Source organism: Streptomyces sp. M-16 (genome assembly GCF_052114405.1).
Lineage (GTDB): Bacteria > Actinomycetota > Actinomycetes > Streptomycetales > Streptomycetaceae > Streptomyces.
Map to the genome: position 1 here is coordinate 122,303 of NZ_JBFRER010000032.1, position 15,205 is coordinate 137,507.

Here is a 15,205-nt window from a genome sequence, read left to right on the forward strand (position 1 = left end):
ATGCCGCTGCATGTTCCCCCGGCTCCCGCGCCCGCCCTGCGCAGCGTCCTCGCGGCACTCGGTTCCCCCACCGCCGTCCACGAGGCGCACACTCCGTCCCTGCGCGCGCTCCAAGGGCCGGTGACCGCCGAACTCCCGCTTCCGGTGCACGTGCTCGACCGGCTCGACGGGTCCGGCCGCCCGGCGGGCGGCCGGCCGCCGCGCACCCGGCTGACCGGGTGGCGGTTCCTGATCCGCAGCGGCGACCGCTTCGTCGCCGCGGCCGACACCCGGCTGACCCCGGACGGGTGGGCCTTCTCCCACTTCTTCGAGGGGCCCTACGTCGCCGCGACCGAACGCGCCCTGCGCCAGGCCGAGTCGCTCGGCAAGGGCTACCAGCCCCGGCTGCTGTCCGTACCCGAGCTGTACATGCTGACGCTGTGGCTGCACGGGGCGGTCGGCGCCGACGCCTCCGCCGGCCTGCCCGCCGCCGCCGACCTGCTGGTGCCTCTGGCACCGGCGCCACCCGGGATCGCCGCGTTCCGGCCCCACCCCGTATCCGAACTGCTGCCCGTCCTGACCCACCGGCTCACCCGGTCGGCCCCGCCCGTCCCGCCCCCGGTGGCCGCCCCGGCCGCCTGAGGCGCCGCTCCGCCGTTGGCCTGTTCAGGGTGGCCCGGGTTGCCCATTCGGCCTAGTCCGCCCGGACCACCCGCGAACCATCCGAAATGACAGGGGAGTTGGCCTGAACCGCCCGCACGAGTGATGCGTCCTCAATCCATGAGGACAGCTGCCGGGAAATACCTGCGAAGCAGCCGTCGTGGGGGAAGACTGAGGACATCCTCCCCGCAGGCGCGGGGACGACCCAGGGGGACGGCCATGAATCACGCATCGAGCCGTAGCGAACAGACCACACCGCAGCGAAAGAACGCATCCATGTGCCAGCACCAGCCTGCCTGCCCGTCATCAGAGTCCGCCGACCGGGAGGCCGCGCGCCCGGTGGCCAACCACCCGGAACAGGGCTGGAGCCTGCTGTGCAACGGGGTCCTGCTCTTCGAGGACACCGGTGAGCTGCTGCCGGACGGCCAGATCATCGCTCCGCACCGCCCGCTCGCGGTGGCCTAGGCCACCTTGCACCGAGCCGGCACGGGGAAGGACCACGCGAAGGGGCCGGTCCCGGAGCTCACGCTCCGGGACCGGCCCCTTCACCGTGTCACGGGACTCAGTTGTCGTACTCGTCCAGCGGAGGGCACGAGCAGACCAGGTTGCGGTCGCCGAAGGCACCGTCGATGCGGCGCACCGGCGGCCAGTACTTCTCGGCGGCCGTGACGCCGCCCGGGAAGACCGCCTCGTCACGGCTGTACGGGTGGTTCCACTCGCCACCCAGGGCCGCCGCGGTGTGCGGGGCGTTGGCCAGCGGGTTGTCCTCGACCGGCCACTCGCCGCCCGCGACCCGCTCGATCTCGGCGCGGATGGCGATCATCGCGTCGCAGAAGCGGTCGATCTCGGCGAGGTCCTCGGACTCCGTCGGCTCGATCATCAGCGTGCCGGCCACCGGGAAGGACATGGTCGGCGCGTGGAAGCCGTAGTCGATCAGGCGCTTGGCGATGTCGTCCACGCTCACGCCGGTCGCCTTCGACAGCGGACGCAGGTCGATGATGCACTCGTGGGCGACCAGGTTGCCCGGACCGGTGTAGAGGACCGGGTAGTGGGGCTCCAGGCGCTTGGCGATGTAGTTCGCGCCGAGCACCGCCACCTGGGTGGCGCGCTTGAGGCCCTCGCCGCCCATCAGGCGTACGTACGACCAGGAGATCGGCAGGATGCCTGCCGAGCCCCACGGCGCGGCCGAGATCGGACCGACGCCCGTCTCCGGGCCGGCGGTCGGCTGGAGCGGGTGGTTCGGCAGGAACGGGGCCAGGTGGGCCCGGACACCGACCGGGCCGACACCCGGGCCGCCGCCGCCGTGCGGGATGCAGAAGGTCTTGTGCAGGTTCAGGTGCGAGACGTCGCCGCCGAAGTGACCCGGCTTGGCGAGGCCCACCAGGGCGTTCAGGTTGGCGCCGTCGACGTAGACCTGGCCGCCGGCCTCGTGCACCTGGGCGCAGATGTCGGCGACGTGCTCCTCGAAGACACCGTGCGTGGACGGGTAAGTGATCATCAGGACCGCGAGCTCGTCGCGGTACTGCTCGATCTTGGCGCGCAGGTCGTCCGCGTCCACCTCGCCGTCGTCGGCGGTCTTGACGACGACGACCTTCATGCCGGCCATCACGGCGCTGGYGGCGTTGGTGCCGTGCGCGGAGGACGGGATGAGGCAGATGGTGCGCTGCTCGTCGCCGTTGGCCCGGTGGTAGGCGCGCACGGCCAGCAGGCCGGCGAGCTCGCCCTGGGAGCCCGCGTTCGGCTGGATCGAGACCTTGTCGTATCCGGTGACCTCACAGAGACGTTCCTCCAGCTCGGTGATGAGCGTGAGGTAGCCCTCCGCCTGCTCCACCGGGGCGAACGGGTGCAGCTGACCGAATTCGGGCCAGGTCACCGGCTCCATCTCGGTGGTCGCGTTGAGCTTCATGGTGCAGGAGCCCAGCGGGATCATGCCGCGGTCCAGCGCGTAGTCCTTGTCCGCGAGCTTGCGCAGGTAGCGCAGCATCGCGGTCTCGGAGCGGTGCTGGTGGAAGACCGGGTGGCCGAGGTACGCGTCCGAGCGCAGCAGGCCCTCGGGCAGCGTGTCGGCGGTGGTCGCGTCCAGGGCCTCGATGTCCGCGCTGACGCCGAAGGCGGCCCAGACGGCGTCGAGGTCGGCGCGCAGGGTGGTCTCGTCGCACGAGACGGAGACGTGGTCGGCGTCGACCCGGAAGAGGTTGACCCCGCCCTCGCGGGCGGCGGCGACGACCTCGGCCGCCTTGCCGGGCACCCGGGCGGTGACGGTGTCGAAGAAGGAGCCGTGCACCAGCTCGACCCCGCCGGCCGTCAGGCCCGCGGCGAGGAGCGCGGCGTAGCGGTGGGTCCGGCGCGCGATCGTGCGCAGGCCGTCCGGACCGTGGTAGACGGCGTACATGCCGGCCATGACCGCGAGCAGCACCTGGGCGGTACAGATGTTGCTGGTGGCCTTCTCGCGGCGGATGTGCTGCTCGCGGGTCTGCAGGGCCAGGCGGTACGCCTTGTTGCCGTCCGCGTCCACGGAGACGCCGACGAGGCGGCCGGGCAGCGAGCGGGCGTGCTGCTGCTGGACGGCCATGTAACCGGCGTGCGGGCCGCCGAAGCCCATCGGGACGCCGAAGCGCTGGGTGGTACCGACGGCGATGTCGGCGCCCAGCTCGCCCGGGGAGGTGAGCAGGGTCAGGGCGAGCAGGTCGGCGGAGACGGTGACGATGGCACCGAGCCCGTGCGCCTGGTCGATGACCGGCTTGATCGCGCGGACGGCGCCGGAGGCGCCCGGGTACTGGAGCAGCACGCCGAAGACGCCGCGCTCGGCGATCTCGGCCGGGATGCCGTCGGACAGGTCGGCGACGACGACCTCGACCCCGATGGGCTCGGCGCGCGTCTCGATCACGGCGATGGTCTGCGGCAGCGCGTCGGCGTCGATCAGGAAGACCCCGCCCTTGACCTTGCCCACGCGGCGGGCCAGGGACATGGCCTCTGCGGCGGCGGTGCCCTCGTCGAGCAGGGAGGCACCGGAGGTCGGCAGGCCGGTCAGGTCGGCGACGACGGTCTGGAAGTTCAGCAGCGCTTCGAGGCGGCCCTGCGAGATCTCGGGCTGGTACGGGGTGTACGCCGTGTACCAGGCCGGGTTCTCCATGACGTTGCGCAGGATCACCGGGGGCGTGAAGGTGCCGTAGTAGCCGAGGCCGATCATCGACGACAGCACCTGGTTGCGGTCGGCCAGCGAGCGGAGCTCGGCCAGCACCTCGGCCTCGGTGCGCGCCTCGGGCAGGTTCAGCGCCTCGGCGGTCTTGATCACATCCGGTACCGCGGCGGCGGTGAGTTCGTCCAGGGAGCCGTAGCCCACCTGGGCGAGCATCTTCGCCTGCGCCTCGGCATCCGGGCCGATGTGACGCTGCTCGAAGGGGATGCCTCGCTCCAGCTGGGAGAGCGGAATGCGGTTGGCGGTCATGACGGAGGCCTCCTGGTCGTATGACCTGCGAGGGGCACCACGGCGCGGGCACCCGGACGGCCTCCCCCTCTGTCATCTCAACCTGAGAGCTTCACCGGGCCGCACGGGGATCGCCCCTGAGGTCCGGCTTTCACCGTCGGTGAGGAGGGGAACCGGTACTGCGTGCCCGGTACCCGCCCCTGCTTTCCAGAGTGGCCTCACCACGTGCGGTACGTATGCCTGAGAGATTCCGGGGAGGATTTGCTCCTTCGGCGCCTCCGTCGTACTCACTCGGAGGACTCTCCCGCACAGGGTCAACAGCCGATACCCAGCCTACCAGCGAGGATCTGGAGCCTTCCCGAGTGGCCCCCTCTTCAAATATGCACTTTCGTAGTCATTACCAATGACTTGTACCACTGCGACCGTATGGAGGGACCGTGCAGACCGACATCGATCCGCGCAGCCTGATCGGCCGCAAGGCGTTCGACCGCAACGGCGCCAAGATCGGCACCGTGGACGAGGTCTACCTCGACGACGCCACTGGCGTGCCCGAATGGGCCGCCGTCCGGACCGGCCTCTTCGGGCGGGACGCCTTCGTCCCCCTGGAGCCCAGCGAAGTGGTGGACGACACCCTGCGCGTGCCCTTCGAGCGTTCCTTGATCAGGGATGCACCCGATTTCGGTGTCGGGCGCCACCTGTCCCCCGAGCAGGAGCTCCAGCTCTACCACCACTACGGCCTGGACGTCTCCCTGCCGGCCGACTTCCACCGCCCGCCGCCCGACGAGCGGATCTAGGCCCCGTCGGCCGCCCCTTCCGCCCGCCCCACGAGGGGCAGCGGATCGGAGGACTCCAGCTCGGGATCGTCCATCCGGAAGGTGCGTACCCGCCCGGGCGGCGATCCGGGCCGCTCGAACCGTACGGTCACCCGCCCGACCCCGCTGCCCTGGACCCATCCGGGCCCGTACAGGGCGTGCCGTACGTCGCTCCCCGCCGGCCAGTACCGCGCGGCCGGGGCGTCCGGCCCGCCCGCCGCCTCCACGACGACCCCACCGGCCGCACCGGTCCCGTCGGCCCCGTCCGGCTCGCCCGCCGCTTCCTCCCCCTCCGGCACGACGCCCTGCGGGGCGGCGCCCTCCGCGACCGCACCGTCCTCCTCCGCCCCGGCGCCGAGCACTTGGGCGAAGAGGTCCTCCTGCGTGTAGTCCGCGAGCCCCGTCACCCCCACCCCCAGCAGCCGCACGCCTCCGGTGGTGTCCACGCCCTCCAGCAGCCGCGCCGCGGCCTCCCGGACCACCGAGGGGTCGTCGGTCGGCCCGCGCAGGGTCTCCGAACGGGTCAGCGTGGAGAAGTCGTAGCGGCGCACCTTCAGCACGATGGTCCGGCCCGAGTGCCCGGAGGACCGCAGGCGCCCCACGCACCGGTCCGCGAGCCGCTGCACCTCGAAGCGGATGCGGACCCGGTCGTGCAGGTCCACGTCGAAGGTGTCCTCCACCGAGACCGACTTCGCGTCCCGCTCGGCGACCACGGGGCGGTCGTCCAGCCCCAGCGCCATCCGGTACAGCCCGGCCCCGTGCGCCTTCCCCACCATCCGGACCAGCTCGTCCTCGCCGGCCTCGGCCAGCTCCCCCACCGTGGTGATCCCGGCCCGCCGCAGGTGCTCCCCGGTGGCCGGCCCCACCCCGGGCAGGGTCCGCACCGACATGGGCGCGAGCAGCTCCCGCTCGGTCCCGGGCTCGATCAGCAGCAGCCCGGCCGGCTTGGCCTCCTCGGAGGCCACCTTGGCCAGCATCTTCGACCCGGCCAGGCCCACCGATCCGCTGAGCCCCGTGGCGGCCTCGATGTCGGCCCGCAGCCGCTCCCCCGTGGCCCGGGCGCTCGCGGAGTCGAAGGCCGTGCCGCCCGCCTCCAGGTCGACGAAGGCCTCGTCCAGGCTGAGGGGCTCCACCAGCGGCGACAGCTCCCGCAGCAGGCCCATGACCAGGTCGCTGACCTCCCGGTAGAGACTGAAGCGCGGGATCAGGTAGGCGCCGTTCGGGCAGAGCCGACGGGCCTGGGCGGTCGGCATCGCCGAGTGCACCCCGAAGCGCCTGGCCTCGTAGGAGGCGGTCGCCACCACACCGCGCGGCCCGAGCCCCCCGACGATGACGGCCTTGCCCCGCAGGCTGGGCTTCGACGCCTGCTCGACCGAGGCGTAGAAGGCGTCCATGTCCAGGTGCAGGATGGTCGGCGCGGCTCTCACGGCACCGATGCTGCCCTACGCCACTGACAACGCGGCCACGGGCGCCCCGCGCCGCTCAGACGGCCCGGTTGCGGCGCGCCGCCAGCTCGTCGGCGGGGTTGTGGCCCACCAGGGTCTCCCCGGTGTCCACCCGCTCCCCGTGCAGCTGCGACAGCGCGTTCTCCACGTCCCGCCACACCACGCCGACGGCGATGCCGAAAACGCCCTGGCCGCCCTGGAGCAGGCTCACCACCTGGTCCGGGGAGGTGCACTCGTAGACGGTGGCACCGTCGCTCATCAGCGTCATGCGCTCCAGGTCGTGGAAACCCCGGTCGCGCAGGTGCTGGACGGCGGTGCGGATGCTCTGGAGCGCCACCCCGGTGTCCAGGAAGCGCTTGACGATCTTGAGGACGACCACGTCCCGGAAGCTGTAGAGGCGCTGCGTGCCCGACCCGTACGCGGGCCGCACGCTGGGCTCCACGAGCCCGGTCCGGGCCCAGTAGTCGAGCTGGCGGTAGGTGATCCCGGCGGCGGCGCACGCCGTCGGCCCCCGGTAGCCGACCTGCTCGGGCGCCGGAGCGTCGCTCACCGGTCCGACCGGCGTCGAAGCCGGCTGACGGTGCGCGGAACCCTGCGCGCCGCCGTGCATCGGGTACGGCCCACCGTCACTCCGTGCGGGGGTGCCCCCGGTCGTACCGTCGCCCGTGATCCTCACGCCGACCCTCCGTCCTTGACCTGCCACCTTGAAGGTAGGCAGTGACCAGGGGTGCGTCAACGATCGCCACACTCGGCACGCCGAGTGATAATCACCCTGAGAGTGGTTTCCCGTACCCCATTGCGGGGAAAGGCTACTCGAATGGGCTGAAAGTTCCCGGTGGTCGACGCGGCCCGCGTTTCGCCGCGGCCGCGCCCCTCACGCCCCGGCCCTCACTGCGGGCCGGTGCCGAAGTCCTCGGGTGAGATCTGGTCGAGGAACTCGCGGAACTTCTCCACCTCGTCCTCCTGCTCGTCGGGAATGGCGATTCCGGCATCGTCCAGGACGCCGTCACTGCCGTAGATCGGCGTTCCCGTGCGCAGGGCCAGCGCTATGGCGTCGGAAGGCCTCGCGCTCACCTCGACCCCGCTGGCGAAGACCAGTTCCGCGTAGAAGACGCCCTCCCGCAGATCCGTGATCCGGACCTCGGTGAGCTCCTCACCGACCGCCTCCAGCACGTCCTTGAACAGGTCGTGCGTCAGCGGCCGGGCAGGCGCCATGCCCTGCTGCGCGAAGGCAATGGCGGTCGCCTCCCCAGGACCGATCCAGATGGGGAGGTACCGGTCGCCTCCCACTTCACGCAGGAGCACGATCGGTTGGTTGGAGGGCATTTCCACCCGGACACCCACAACGTCGAGCTCGTTCACACAGCAACCCTAGGACCTGCTCGGCAGGTTTGGGTAGTCGGGGCCCCTTCCGGGGCCGTCCGGTCAGTGCGACCGCACCCCGAGGGCCGTCTGCACCAGGGCCTCGTGGAGCCGTACGGAGAGCCCCACGAGCTCCTTCATCGTGGCCTCGGCGTGCGCCCTGGTCTGCGGGTTGCGGTGCCGCCGCAGCGGTGCGACGAGCTGCTCCACCAGACCGGCCTCCCGGTCCGCGGCGGCCTTCATGGCCCGCAGGTGGCGGGGTTCCAGCCCGAAACGGCCGAGATCCGCGATCAGGCGGGCCACGGTGACCGCTTCGGCGTCGAACCCCCCGTCCGGCACCTCGGAGATGAGCCCGTACGACTCCCACTCGACGAGCTGCACCTCGTCCACCTCGGCGGCGGCGATCAGCTCCGCCCGGCCCACCCGGGCCACGGTGGGCCGCTCCCGGCCCACCTCCCCGTACAGGGCGACGGGACCGGCCGGGTCCACCGCCTCCCCGTGGGACGCGGGCCCGGGAATGCGGATCTGCTCGCCCCGGTCGAGCGCGTCGAGCTGTTCGCGGATGACCTTCAGCGGCAGGTAGTGGTCCCGCTGCAGGCGCAGGACGCGGCCGAGCCGCTCCACGTCACCCGTGCTGAACTTGCGGTATCCGGAAGGTGTGCGCTCGGGCTCCACGAGCCCCTCCGCCTCCAGGAAGCGGATCTTCGAAATCGTGACGTCGGGGAACTCGTCACGCAGCATGGTCAGCACCGTTCCGATGCTCACCAGCCGCCCGGCGGACCCGGCGGTGCCGCTCTTCGGGGCACCGCCGGTCGGGGTACGCAGCATGGGACCTTCCCTGGGGTCCCCCCGGACCACGTCCGGGGGAAGGGTCAGATGCCCCGCAGGCTCGCGTAGAAGACCAGCCGGTACTTGCCGATCTGGACCTCGTCGCCGTTGTGCAGGGCGACCGAGTCGATCGGCTCACGGTTGACGTACGTGCCGTTCAGGCTGCCCACGTCGGCGACGGTGAAGCCGCCCTCCTGGCCCCTGCGGAACTCGACATGCAGCCGGGAGACGGTCACGTCGTCCAGGAAGATGTCGCTCTGCGGGTGCCGGCCGGCCGTGGTCAGTTCGCCGTCCAGCAGGAAGCGGCTGCCCGAGTTGGGGCCGCGCCGCACGATCAGCAGGGCGGAACCGGGGGGCAGGGCCTCCACCGCGGCCTGGGCCTCGGGGGACAGCGAGGACGACACGTGCGCTTGTCCCGACACCTCGGCCTCGTAGGCCTCAAGGCCCGAGATCGAGATGGTGGACGTGGTCTCCGAAGCACGCTCCGGCGTCAGACCCGCCCGCAGCGGCGACCCGCAGTTCGAGCAGAAACGGCTCGCCGCATCGCTGCGGTGGCCACACCTGCTGCAAACCTGCTCGGCCGACATGGACGGCTCCTCGCGCCGCGGCTGCCCCGCGGAGGCATTGGTGGCATACGGGTCGGGGGCAAACCCTCCACCCGCACTTGAGGTTGATGGGTCACCGAAACCTATGCGTCCGGAACCGGCAGGGTCAACAGACGACGCGCCCTGCGCGCCCGAAATGTCACCCGGACCGGCCACCTCGTCGCGGAAGAGCGGCCGGTCGCCCTGTCCTTCGCCGTCACCGTGCCCCGCACGGTGACGCGCCGCGCCGCTTTCCTCGCGGTTCTTCTTGCCGAACAACTTCTCAAACAACTTCACGGGCGATTCCCCTTGAACGAAACAGACCCGCCCGTGGGGCAGGACGAACTCTGCATGCACACACCTGCCGACCCGGACATTCTCACAACGTCCGTAACCACCAGACAGTTTCCACCACGCACCGCGACTTCGGTGCGTCGACCCCCCGCAGGCATACGCCCACGTGAGCCTGTCCACATTCCGCCCCGCGTCACGACGATGACGACCGAGCGTAGTCAGGCTGCTTCGCAGCCCGCAAGGCATCCACAACGATCTTCGCCGACCGTGTGACGGCGACCGTGGCCTGCTCCTTCTCCATGGTCTGCACGACACCACCCGGGATGTTGAGCGCCGGCTCCAGATCCTGCGGTCTGCCGATCACCCTGAACTCGTAGGGCTGTGTGATCTTCTTACCGTCGATCGAGACCCCTCCGCCCTCGTCCGAGAAGTACGAGCCCGCGACGACGCGCACGCCGTTGATCTGGATCGCCTCGGCCCCGGCCGCCCTCAGCTCCTGAAGGGTGTCCAGAAGCTGGTCGGAGCGCACCTGGCCCTTGGTGTCGGTGATCCTCAATGTGATCCCCGGCCCCTGAGCAGCCACGGTACCGGCCAGGATGCCCAGTTGGCGCTCCTTCTCCACCGTCTGCCGCCGGGCCTCCTCGGCCTGGTTGGAGCTGCTCTCCAGCTCCTTGCGCTGGTCCTCCAGCTTCTGCTTCTCGTCCTCCAGGCGCTTGGTCCGCCCGTCCAGCTCGTCGAGGATCCGTACGAGGTCCTCCTGACGGGCGCCGCGCAGCGGCGCGCTGGAGTCGCTGTTGGACCGCACCTGGATCGCGAGCCCGAGCCCCAGCACGAACAGCAGCAACGCGACGATCAGTTGGGCCCGGCTGACCCGCGGCGGCCACAGACCGGCCGCCAGGCGCTGGCGCCCGCTCTCCTGCGGCTCCCCGGGCCCCGGACCGGACTGCGGAGCTTCCGCGCCGGCCTCGCCCTTCGGGGGGCGCTCGGGGACGTGGGGCTCCTCGGGCGGGGTGTTGTCGTTGCTCATCGGCCTCACGCCCGGAAGACGTGCCGGCGGATGGCCGCGGCGTTGGAGAAGATCCGGATGCCGAGGACGACGACCACACCCGTCGACAGCTGCGAGCCGACGCCCAGCTTGTCGCCGAGGAAGACGATCAGCGCGGCCACCACCACGTTCGAGAGGAACGACACCACGAAGACCTTGTCGACGAAGATCCCGTCCAGCATCGCGCGCAGGCCGCCGAACACCGCGTCCAGCGCCGCCACCACGGCGATCGGCAGATAAGGCTCCACCACGGCCGGCACTTCGGGCCGGACCAGAAGTCCGACCACCACTCCGGCCACGAGGCCCAGTACCGCGATCACGATGCACCCTTCTTCGGCTCTACTGCTGTGGCTGTGCGGACGGTCAGGCTCGACGCGGCCGGCAGCTTCACCTCGTCCACGGCGGACAGGGTGTAGCGGATCCCGTAGCTCTCCTGCAGGACGTGCAGGTACTGGCCGTCCACGGAATCCTGGAAGGTGGCGCCGAGCCGCTTCTTGTCCCCCACCGCGAGGATCTCGTAGGGCGGCACCAGAGGCCTGTTGTCGACCAGTATCGCGTCACCGGCCGCCCGGATCGCCGACAGTGACGTCAGCCGCTGGCCGTTGATCGAGACGGCTTCCGCCCCGGCCTGCCAGAGCCCGTTGACGATCCGCTGCATGTCCCGGTCACGGACCCGGCCGGTGTCCGAGAAGCCGGCGCTCTCCCGCGGGCCGCCACCGCCGCCCGACGAAGATCCCTTGGCGTCGTCCACCACCAGTTTGACGCCCGGACCGTGCGCTTCGGTTGCACCCGACAGCAGGGCCAGCAGCCGGGCCCGCTCCCCACCGGGCTGCTTGAGCACCGCGCCCTGCCGGTCCTCGACCTCGGTCCGCAGCCGCTCGACGTCCCGCTCCAGGCCGTTGGCGTGCGCGTCGGCCCGCTCGACCCGGTCGATCAGCTCCTGGCGCTCCTTGGCCAGCACCGGCGCCGCTATCCGCGCCTGGGCCGCACCGAGGGTGACGACCATCGCGGCCAGCACGAGCCCGGCGGCGAGCGCCAGCTTGGCCTTGAGGGTACGCGGCAGTCCTGCCGTGCCGTCCGCCTCGCGCCGGGCCGACGCCTCCGCATAACCCTCGTCGAGGCTGTTGTCCATCACGTGCGTCAGCAGCGACATGGACGCGTCCGGGCGCGCGGACGGCGTGGCCGGACTCCGGTTGGTGGGCGGCTGCGACATGCCGCACATCGTCGCATGTCGCCGCCGCCCACATCCAATGCGCCGTCCGGAGGGCCCGGACCGGGTGACTCCCCGTGCCCGCCCCGCCCCCGACCGCGCACCCGGCCGCCCTACGGGGCCGGTCTCCGGTCAGTGCTCCCCGGCGCCGTCCACGACCGCGCCCCACTCGTCGAGCAGGGCCTGCGCGGAAGCGTCGTCGGGACCTTCGGCCCACAGGTGGGTGACGGCCTCCGCCGGGTCCGGCAGCACCAGGGCCCACCGTCCGTCGGTCTCCACGACGCGCACGCCGTCCGTGGTGTCCACCTGCCGGTCGCCGGCCGCCTCCACGACCCGCCGCATGACGAGCCCCTTGGCCGCCCACGGCGTCGGCACGTCCCGCTTGAGCACGTGCGCCCGCGGAATGCGGGCATCGATCTGGCTCAGGGTGAGCTGGGTGCGCGCGACCAGTCCGATCAGCTGTACGAACGCCGCCGATCCGTCGAAGACGCTGCTGAACTCCGGGACGATGAACCCGCCCCGGCCGTCGCCGCCGAAGATCGTGGTCTCCTCACGGCCCACCCGCGTCAGATCGTCGGGCGAGGTCGTCGTCCACTCCACCTGCGTGCCGTGGTACGCGGCGACCTGCTCGGCGACCCGTGTGGTGGTCACCGGCAGCGCGACCTTGCCGCTGCGCTTCTCGGCGGCGACCAGGTCGAGCAGGACGAGCAGGGCCCGGTCGTCCTCGATGATCCGCCCGCGCTCGTCCACCAGCGAGATCCGCTCGCCCACCGGGTCGAAGCGCACGCCGAAGGCCGCCCGCGCCGAGGCCACGATCTCCCCGAGCCGCACCAGTCCGGCCCGCCGGGACTCCGCGGTCTCGGTCGGCCGCGACTCGTCGAGGCCGGGATTGATCGTCAGCGCGTCCACCCCGAGCCGGCCCAGCAGGCTGGGCAGCACGAGTCCGGCGCTGCCGTTGGAGGCGTCCACGACCACCTTGAGGCCGGAATCCGCGATGCCGGTGGTGTCCACCCGGCGCAGCAGCGAGCCCGTGTACGAGTCGAAGACGCTCGACGGGAACTGGAGGTCGCCGATCTCGCCGGGGAAGGCCCGGCGGTACTCCTGGCGCGCGTAGACCCGGTCCAGCTTGCGCTGCTGCGCCTGCGAGAGGTCCGCCCCGCGCTCGTCGAGGAACATGATGTCCACCGAGTCCGGCACCCCGGGAGAGGTCCGGATCATGATCCCGCCCGCCGCTCCTCGGGCGGTCTGCTGCCGGGCCACCGGCAGCGGTACGTTCTCCAGGTCGCGCACGTCGATGGCGCTGGCCTGGAGAGCCGAGATCACGGCCCTCTTGAGTGCTCTCGCGCCTCGGGAGTGGTCACGGGCCGTGGTGACGATGGCCCCCTTCTTCAGGGTCGTCGCGTAGGCCCCGGCGAGTTTGACCACCAGTTCCGGGGTGATCTCGACGTTCAGGATCCCGGAGACCCCGCGGGCACCGAAGAGGTGCGCCTGGCCGCGCGACTCCCAGATCACCGAGGTGTTGACGAACGCGCCGGCCTCGATGGTCTTGAAGGGGTAGACGCGCACGTTGCCCTGGACGATCGATTCCTCGCCCACCAGGCACTCGTCACCGATGACGGCCCCGTCCTCGATCCGGGCGGCCCTCATGATGTCGGTGTTCTTGCCGATGACGCAGCCGCGCAGGTTGCTGTGCGGACCGATGTACACGTTGTCGTGCACGACGGCCTTGTGGAGGAAGGCTCCGCTCTTGACGACCACGTTCGACCCGATGACGGTGTGCTCGCGGATCTCCACGCCGGCTTCGACCTTGGCGTAGTCCCCGATGTACAGCGGCCCGCGCAGGACGGCGTCCGGGCTCACCTCGGCCCCTTCGGCGATCCACACGCCGGGGGAGATCTCGAAGCCGTCCATGTCGACCTGGACCTTGCCTTCGAGTACGTCGGCCTGCGCCTTGACGTAGCTCTCGTGCGTGCCGACGTCCTCCCAGTAGCCCTCGGCCACGTAGCCGTAGATCGGCCGGCCTTCCTTCATCAACTGCGGGAAGACGTCACCGGACCAGTCGACGGAGACGTCGGCGTCGACGTAGTCGAAGATCTCCGGCTCCATCACGTAGATGCCGGTGTTGATGGTGTCCGAGAACACCTGCCCCCATGTCGGCTTCTCGAGGAAGCGCTCGACCTTCCCCTCCTCGTCCACGATGGTGATGCCGAATTCCAGCGGGTTCGGCACCCGGGTCAGGCACACCGTGACCAGTGCACCCTTCTCCTTGTGGAAGGTGATGAGGTCGGTGAGGTCGAAGTCCGTCAGCGCGTCACCGGAGATGACCAGGAAGGTGTCGTCCTTCAAGGCCTCCTCGGCGTTCTTCACGCTGCCGGCGGTGCCGAGTGGCTTCTCCTCATTGGCATAGGTGAGCTCCATTCCGAGCTCCTCGCCGTCACCGAAATAGTTCTTGACGAGTGACGCCAGGAATTGAACGGTGACCACGGTCTCGCTGAGTCCATGCCGCTTCAGCAGCCTCAGCACGTGCTCCATGATCGGCCGGTTCGCCACCGGCAGGAGCGGCTTGGGCATGCTTGAGGTCATGGGGCGAAGCCGCGTACCTTCGCCACCGGCCATCACGACGGCCTTCATGTCGGAAGAGTCCTCCTAGAGAGATGACGGTCTGGCCGACCTCACCCGTCCCGGACGGTGACTCCGCTACTCCTCCGCGTCAGTACCGGCGCCGAGCGAGCTCAATCGGCCGTGGCATCCGCCTTCACGAGACGGCGGACCTGCACCACGTATAGGATTCCTGCCCACCAATAGAGCGTTGTACCCCAACCCGCGAACGCCCATCCGAAAACGGACGCCGTCCAGGCCAACCAGCCGGTACCTTCGCTCAGCAGCAGCAGCGGGAAGGCGTACATCAGGTTGAAGGTGGCGGCCTTGCCGAGGAAGTTGACCTGGGGCGGCGGATAGCCGTGCCGACGCAGGATCCACACCATGACCAGCAGCATTGCCTCACGGGCGAGCAGCAGCCCGGTCAGCCACAGGGGCAGGATCCCGCGCCAGGTCAGCCCGAACAGCGTGGTCAGGACGTAGAGGCGGTCCGCGGCGGGGTCCAGCAGCCGCCCCAGATTGCTGATCTGATTCCAGCGTCGCGCGAGTTTCCCGTCGAGGTAATCACTGATCCCGCTGAACATGAGGACGGCCAGCGCCCACCCGTCGTAGCCCTCCAGGATCAGCCAGAGGAACAGGGGTACGCCGGCGAGGCGAGCCATGCTCAGGATGTTCGGAATGGTGAAAATTCGGTCAGTCTGAACCCGAGTCTCCTGGACCTCCACCCGGGGGCCTCCACTGTGACGCTAGAAATGGTTGAATCGCTGCCCCCTGACCCTACAGGAGTCCACGAGCGGACCGACCGGCCCCTGAACGCAGAAAAGCCCCGCACCATAAGGTGCGGGGCTTTCCCACAATGATTGTTCGGCGGCGTCCTACTCTCCCACAGGGTCCCCCCTGCAGTACCATCGGCGCTGAAAGGCTTAGCTTCCGGGTTCGGAATGTAAACCGGGCGTTTCCC

Annotated in this window: 14 protein-coding genes, 1 rRNA gene and 1 riboswitch; of the genes, 3 read left to right on the top strand and 12 right to left on the bottom strand. The window is 70.5% G+C overall.

The genetic code is table 11. The features are described 5' to 3' along the window. Positions 1-621: a hypothetical protein gene (locus AB4039_RS17585; RefSeq protein ID WP_266837653.1), complete on the top strand. Its 621-nt coding sequence runs from the start codon at positions 1-3 to the stop codon at positions 619-621. 294 nt (positions 622-915) lie between these two features. Next, the gene (locus AB4039_RS17590) at positions 916-1,104 is read left to right on the top strand and encodes a DUF5999 family protein (protein ID WP_030236602.1); all 189 of its coding nucleotides are present in this window, start codon (positions 916-918) and stop codon (positions 1,102-1,104) included. 97 nt (positions 1,105-1,201) lie between these two features. On the opposite strand, the gene gcvP is transcribed toward AB4039_RS17590, so the two are convergent. Beyond that, positions 1,202-4,087 (bottom strand): aminomethyl-transferring glycine dehydrogenase, encoded by a 2,886-nt coding sequence (gene gcvP, locus AB4039_RS17595; protein ID WP_442271145.1) that lies wholly within the window; start codon positions 4,085-4,087, stop codon positions 1,202-1,204. A 197-nt stretch (positions 4,088-4,284) separates the two neighbouring features. Then, positions 4,285-4,383, bottom strand: a riboswitch (glycine riboswitch). A 120-nt stretch (positions 4,384-4,503) separates the two neighbouring features. Between gcvP and AB4039_RS17600 the strand changes: the two genes are divergently transcribed. Further along, complete coding sequence (locus AB4039_RS17600; protein ID WP_266837658.1) at positions 4,504-4,860, top strand: PRC-barrel domain-containing protein; 357 nt, start codon at positions 4,504-4,506, stop codon at positions 4,858-4,860. On the opposite strand, the gene AB4039_RS17605 is transcribed toward AB4039_RS17600, so the two are convergent. The 11 genes from AB4039_RS17605 to rrf all read right to left on the bottom strand — a co-directional run. After that, positions 4,857-6,305 carry a DNA polymerase IV gene (locus AB4039_RS17605; RefSeq protein WP_266837660.1) on the bottom strand — a complete coding sequence of 483 codons (1,449 nt, stop codon included), beginning with the start codon at positions 6,303-6,305 and terminating at the stop codon, positions 4,857-4,859. The genes AB4039_RS17600 and AB4039_RS17605 overlap by 4 nt on opposite strands. Before the next feature lie 55 nt (positions 6,306-6,360). After that, positions 6,361-6,999 carry a MerR family transcriptional regulator gene (locus AB4039_RS17610; RefSeq protein ID WP_266837662.1) on the bottom strand — a complete coding sequence of 213 codons (639 nt, stop codon included), beginning with the start codon at positions 6,997-6,999 and terminating at the stop codon, positions 6,361-6,363. Between the two features lie 212 nt (positions 7,000-7,211). Next, positions 7,212-7,685, bottom strand: a complete 474-nt coding sequence (locus AB4039_RS17615) for a bifunctional nuclease family protein (RefSeq protein ID WP_007262890.1) — start codon at positions 7,683-7,685, stop codon at positions 7,212-7,214. A gap of 63 nt (positions 7,686-7,748) precedes the next feature. Then, the gene (gene ftsR / locus AB4039_RS17620) at positions 7,749-8,513 is read right to left on the bottom strand and encodes a transcriptional regulator FtsR (RefSeq protein ID WP_266837664.1); all 765 of its coding nucleotides are present in this window, start codon (positions 8,511-8,513) and stop codon (positions 7,749-7,751) included. Between the two features lie 44 nt (positions 8,514-8,557). Continuing rightward, positions 8,558-9,502 (bottom strand): FHA domain-containing protein, encoded by a 945-nt coding sequence (locus AB4039_RS17625; protein ID WP_266841484.1) that lies wholly within the window; start codon positions 9,500-9,502, stop codon positions 8,558-8,560. A gap of 82 nt (positions 9,503-9,584) precedes the next feature. Beyond that, positions 9,585-10,418 (bottom strand): DUF881 domain-containing protein, encoded by an 834-nt coding sequence (locus tag AB4039_RS17630; protein WP_266837666.1) that lies wholly within the window; start codon positions 10,416-10,418, stop codon positions 9,585-9,587. Between the two features lie 5 nt (positions 10,419-10,423). Beyond that, complete coding sequence (locus AB4039_RS17635) at positions 10,424-10,756, bottom strand: small basic family protein (RefSeq protein ID WP_030158423.1); 333 nt, start codon at positions 10,754-10,756, stop codon at positions 10,424-10,426. After that, positions 10,753-11,658: a DUF881 domain-containing protein gene (locus AB4039_RS17640; RefSeq protein WP_442271146.1), complete on the bottom strand. Its 906-nt coding sequence runs from the start codon at positions 11,656-11,658 to the stop codon at positions 10,753-10,755. Before AB4039_RS17640 ends, AB4039_RS17635 begins: the two co-directional genes overlap by 4 nt. A 120-nt stretch (positions 11,659-11,778) precedes the next feature. Continuing rightward, positions 11,779-14,277, bottom strand: a complete 2,499-nt coding sequence (locus AB4039_RS17645) for a mannose-1-phosphate guanyltransferase (RefSeq protein WP_266837670.1) — start codon at positions 14,275-14,277, stop codon at positions 11,779-11,781. Between the two features lie 101 nt (positions 14,278-14,378). Beyond that, positions 14,379-14,969, bottom strand: a complete 591-nt coding sequence (locus tag AB4039_RS17650) for a CDP-alcohol phosphatidyltransferase family protein (RefSeq protein WP_266837672.1) — start codon at positions 14,967-14,969, stop codon at positions 14,379-14,381. Between the two features lie 137 nt (positions 14,970-15,106). Then, positions 15,107-15,205, bottom strand: a 5S ribosomal RNA gene (gene rrf / locus AB4039_RS17655); the annotation flags it as partial.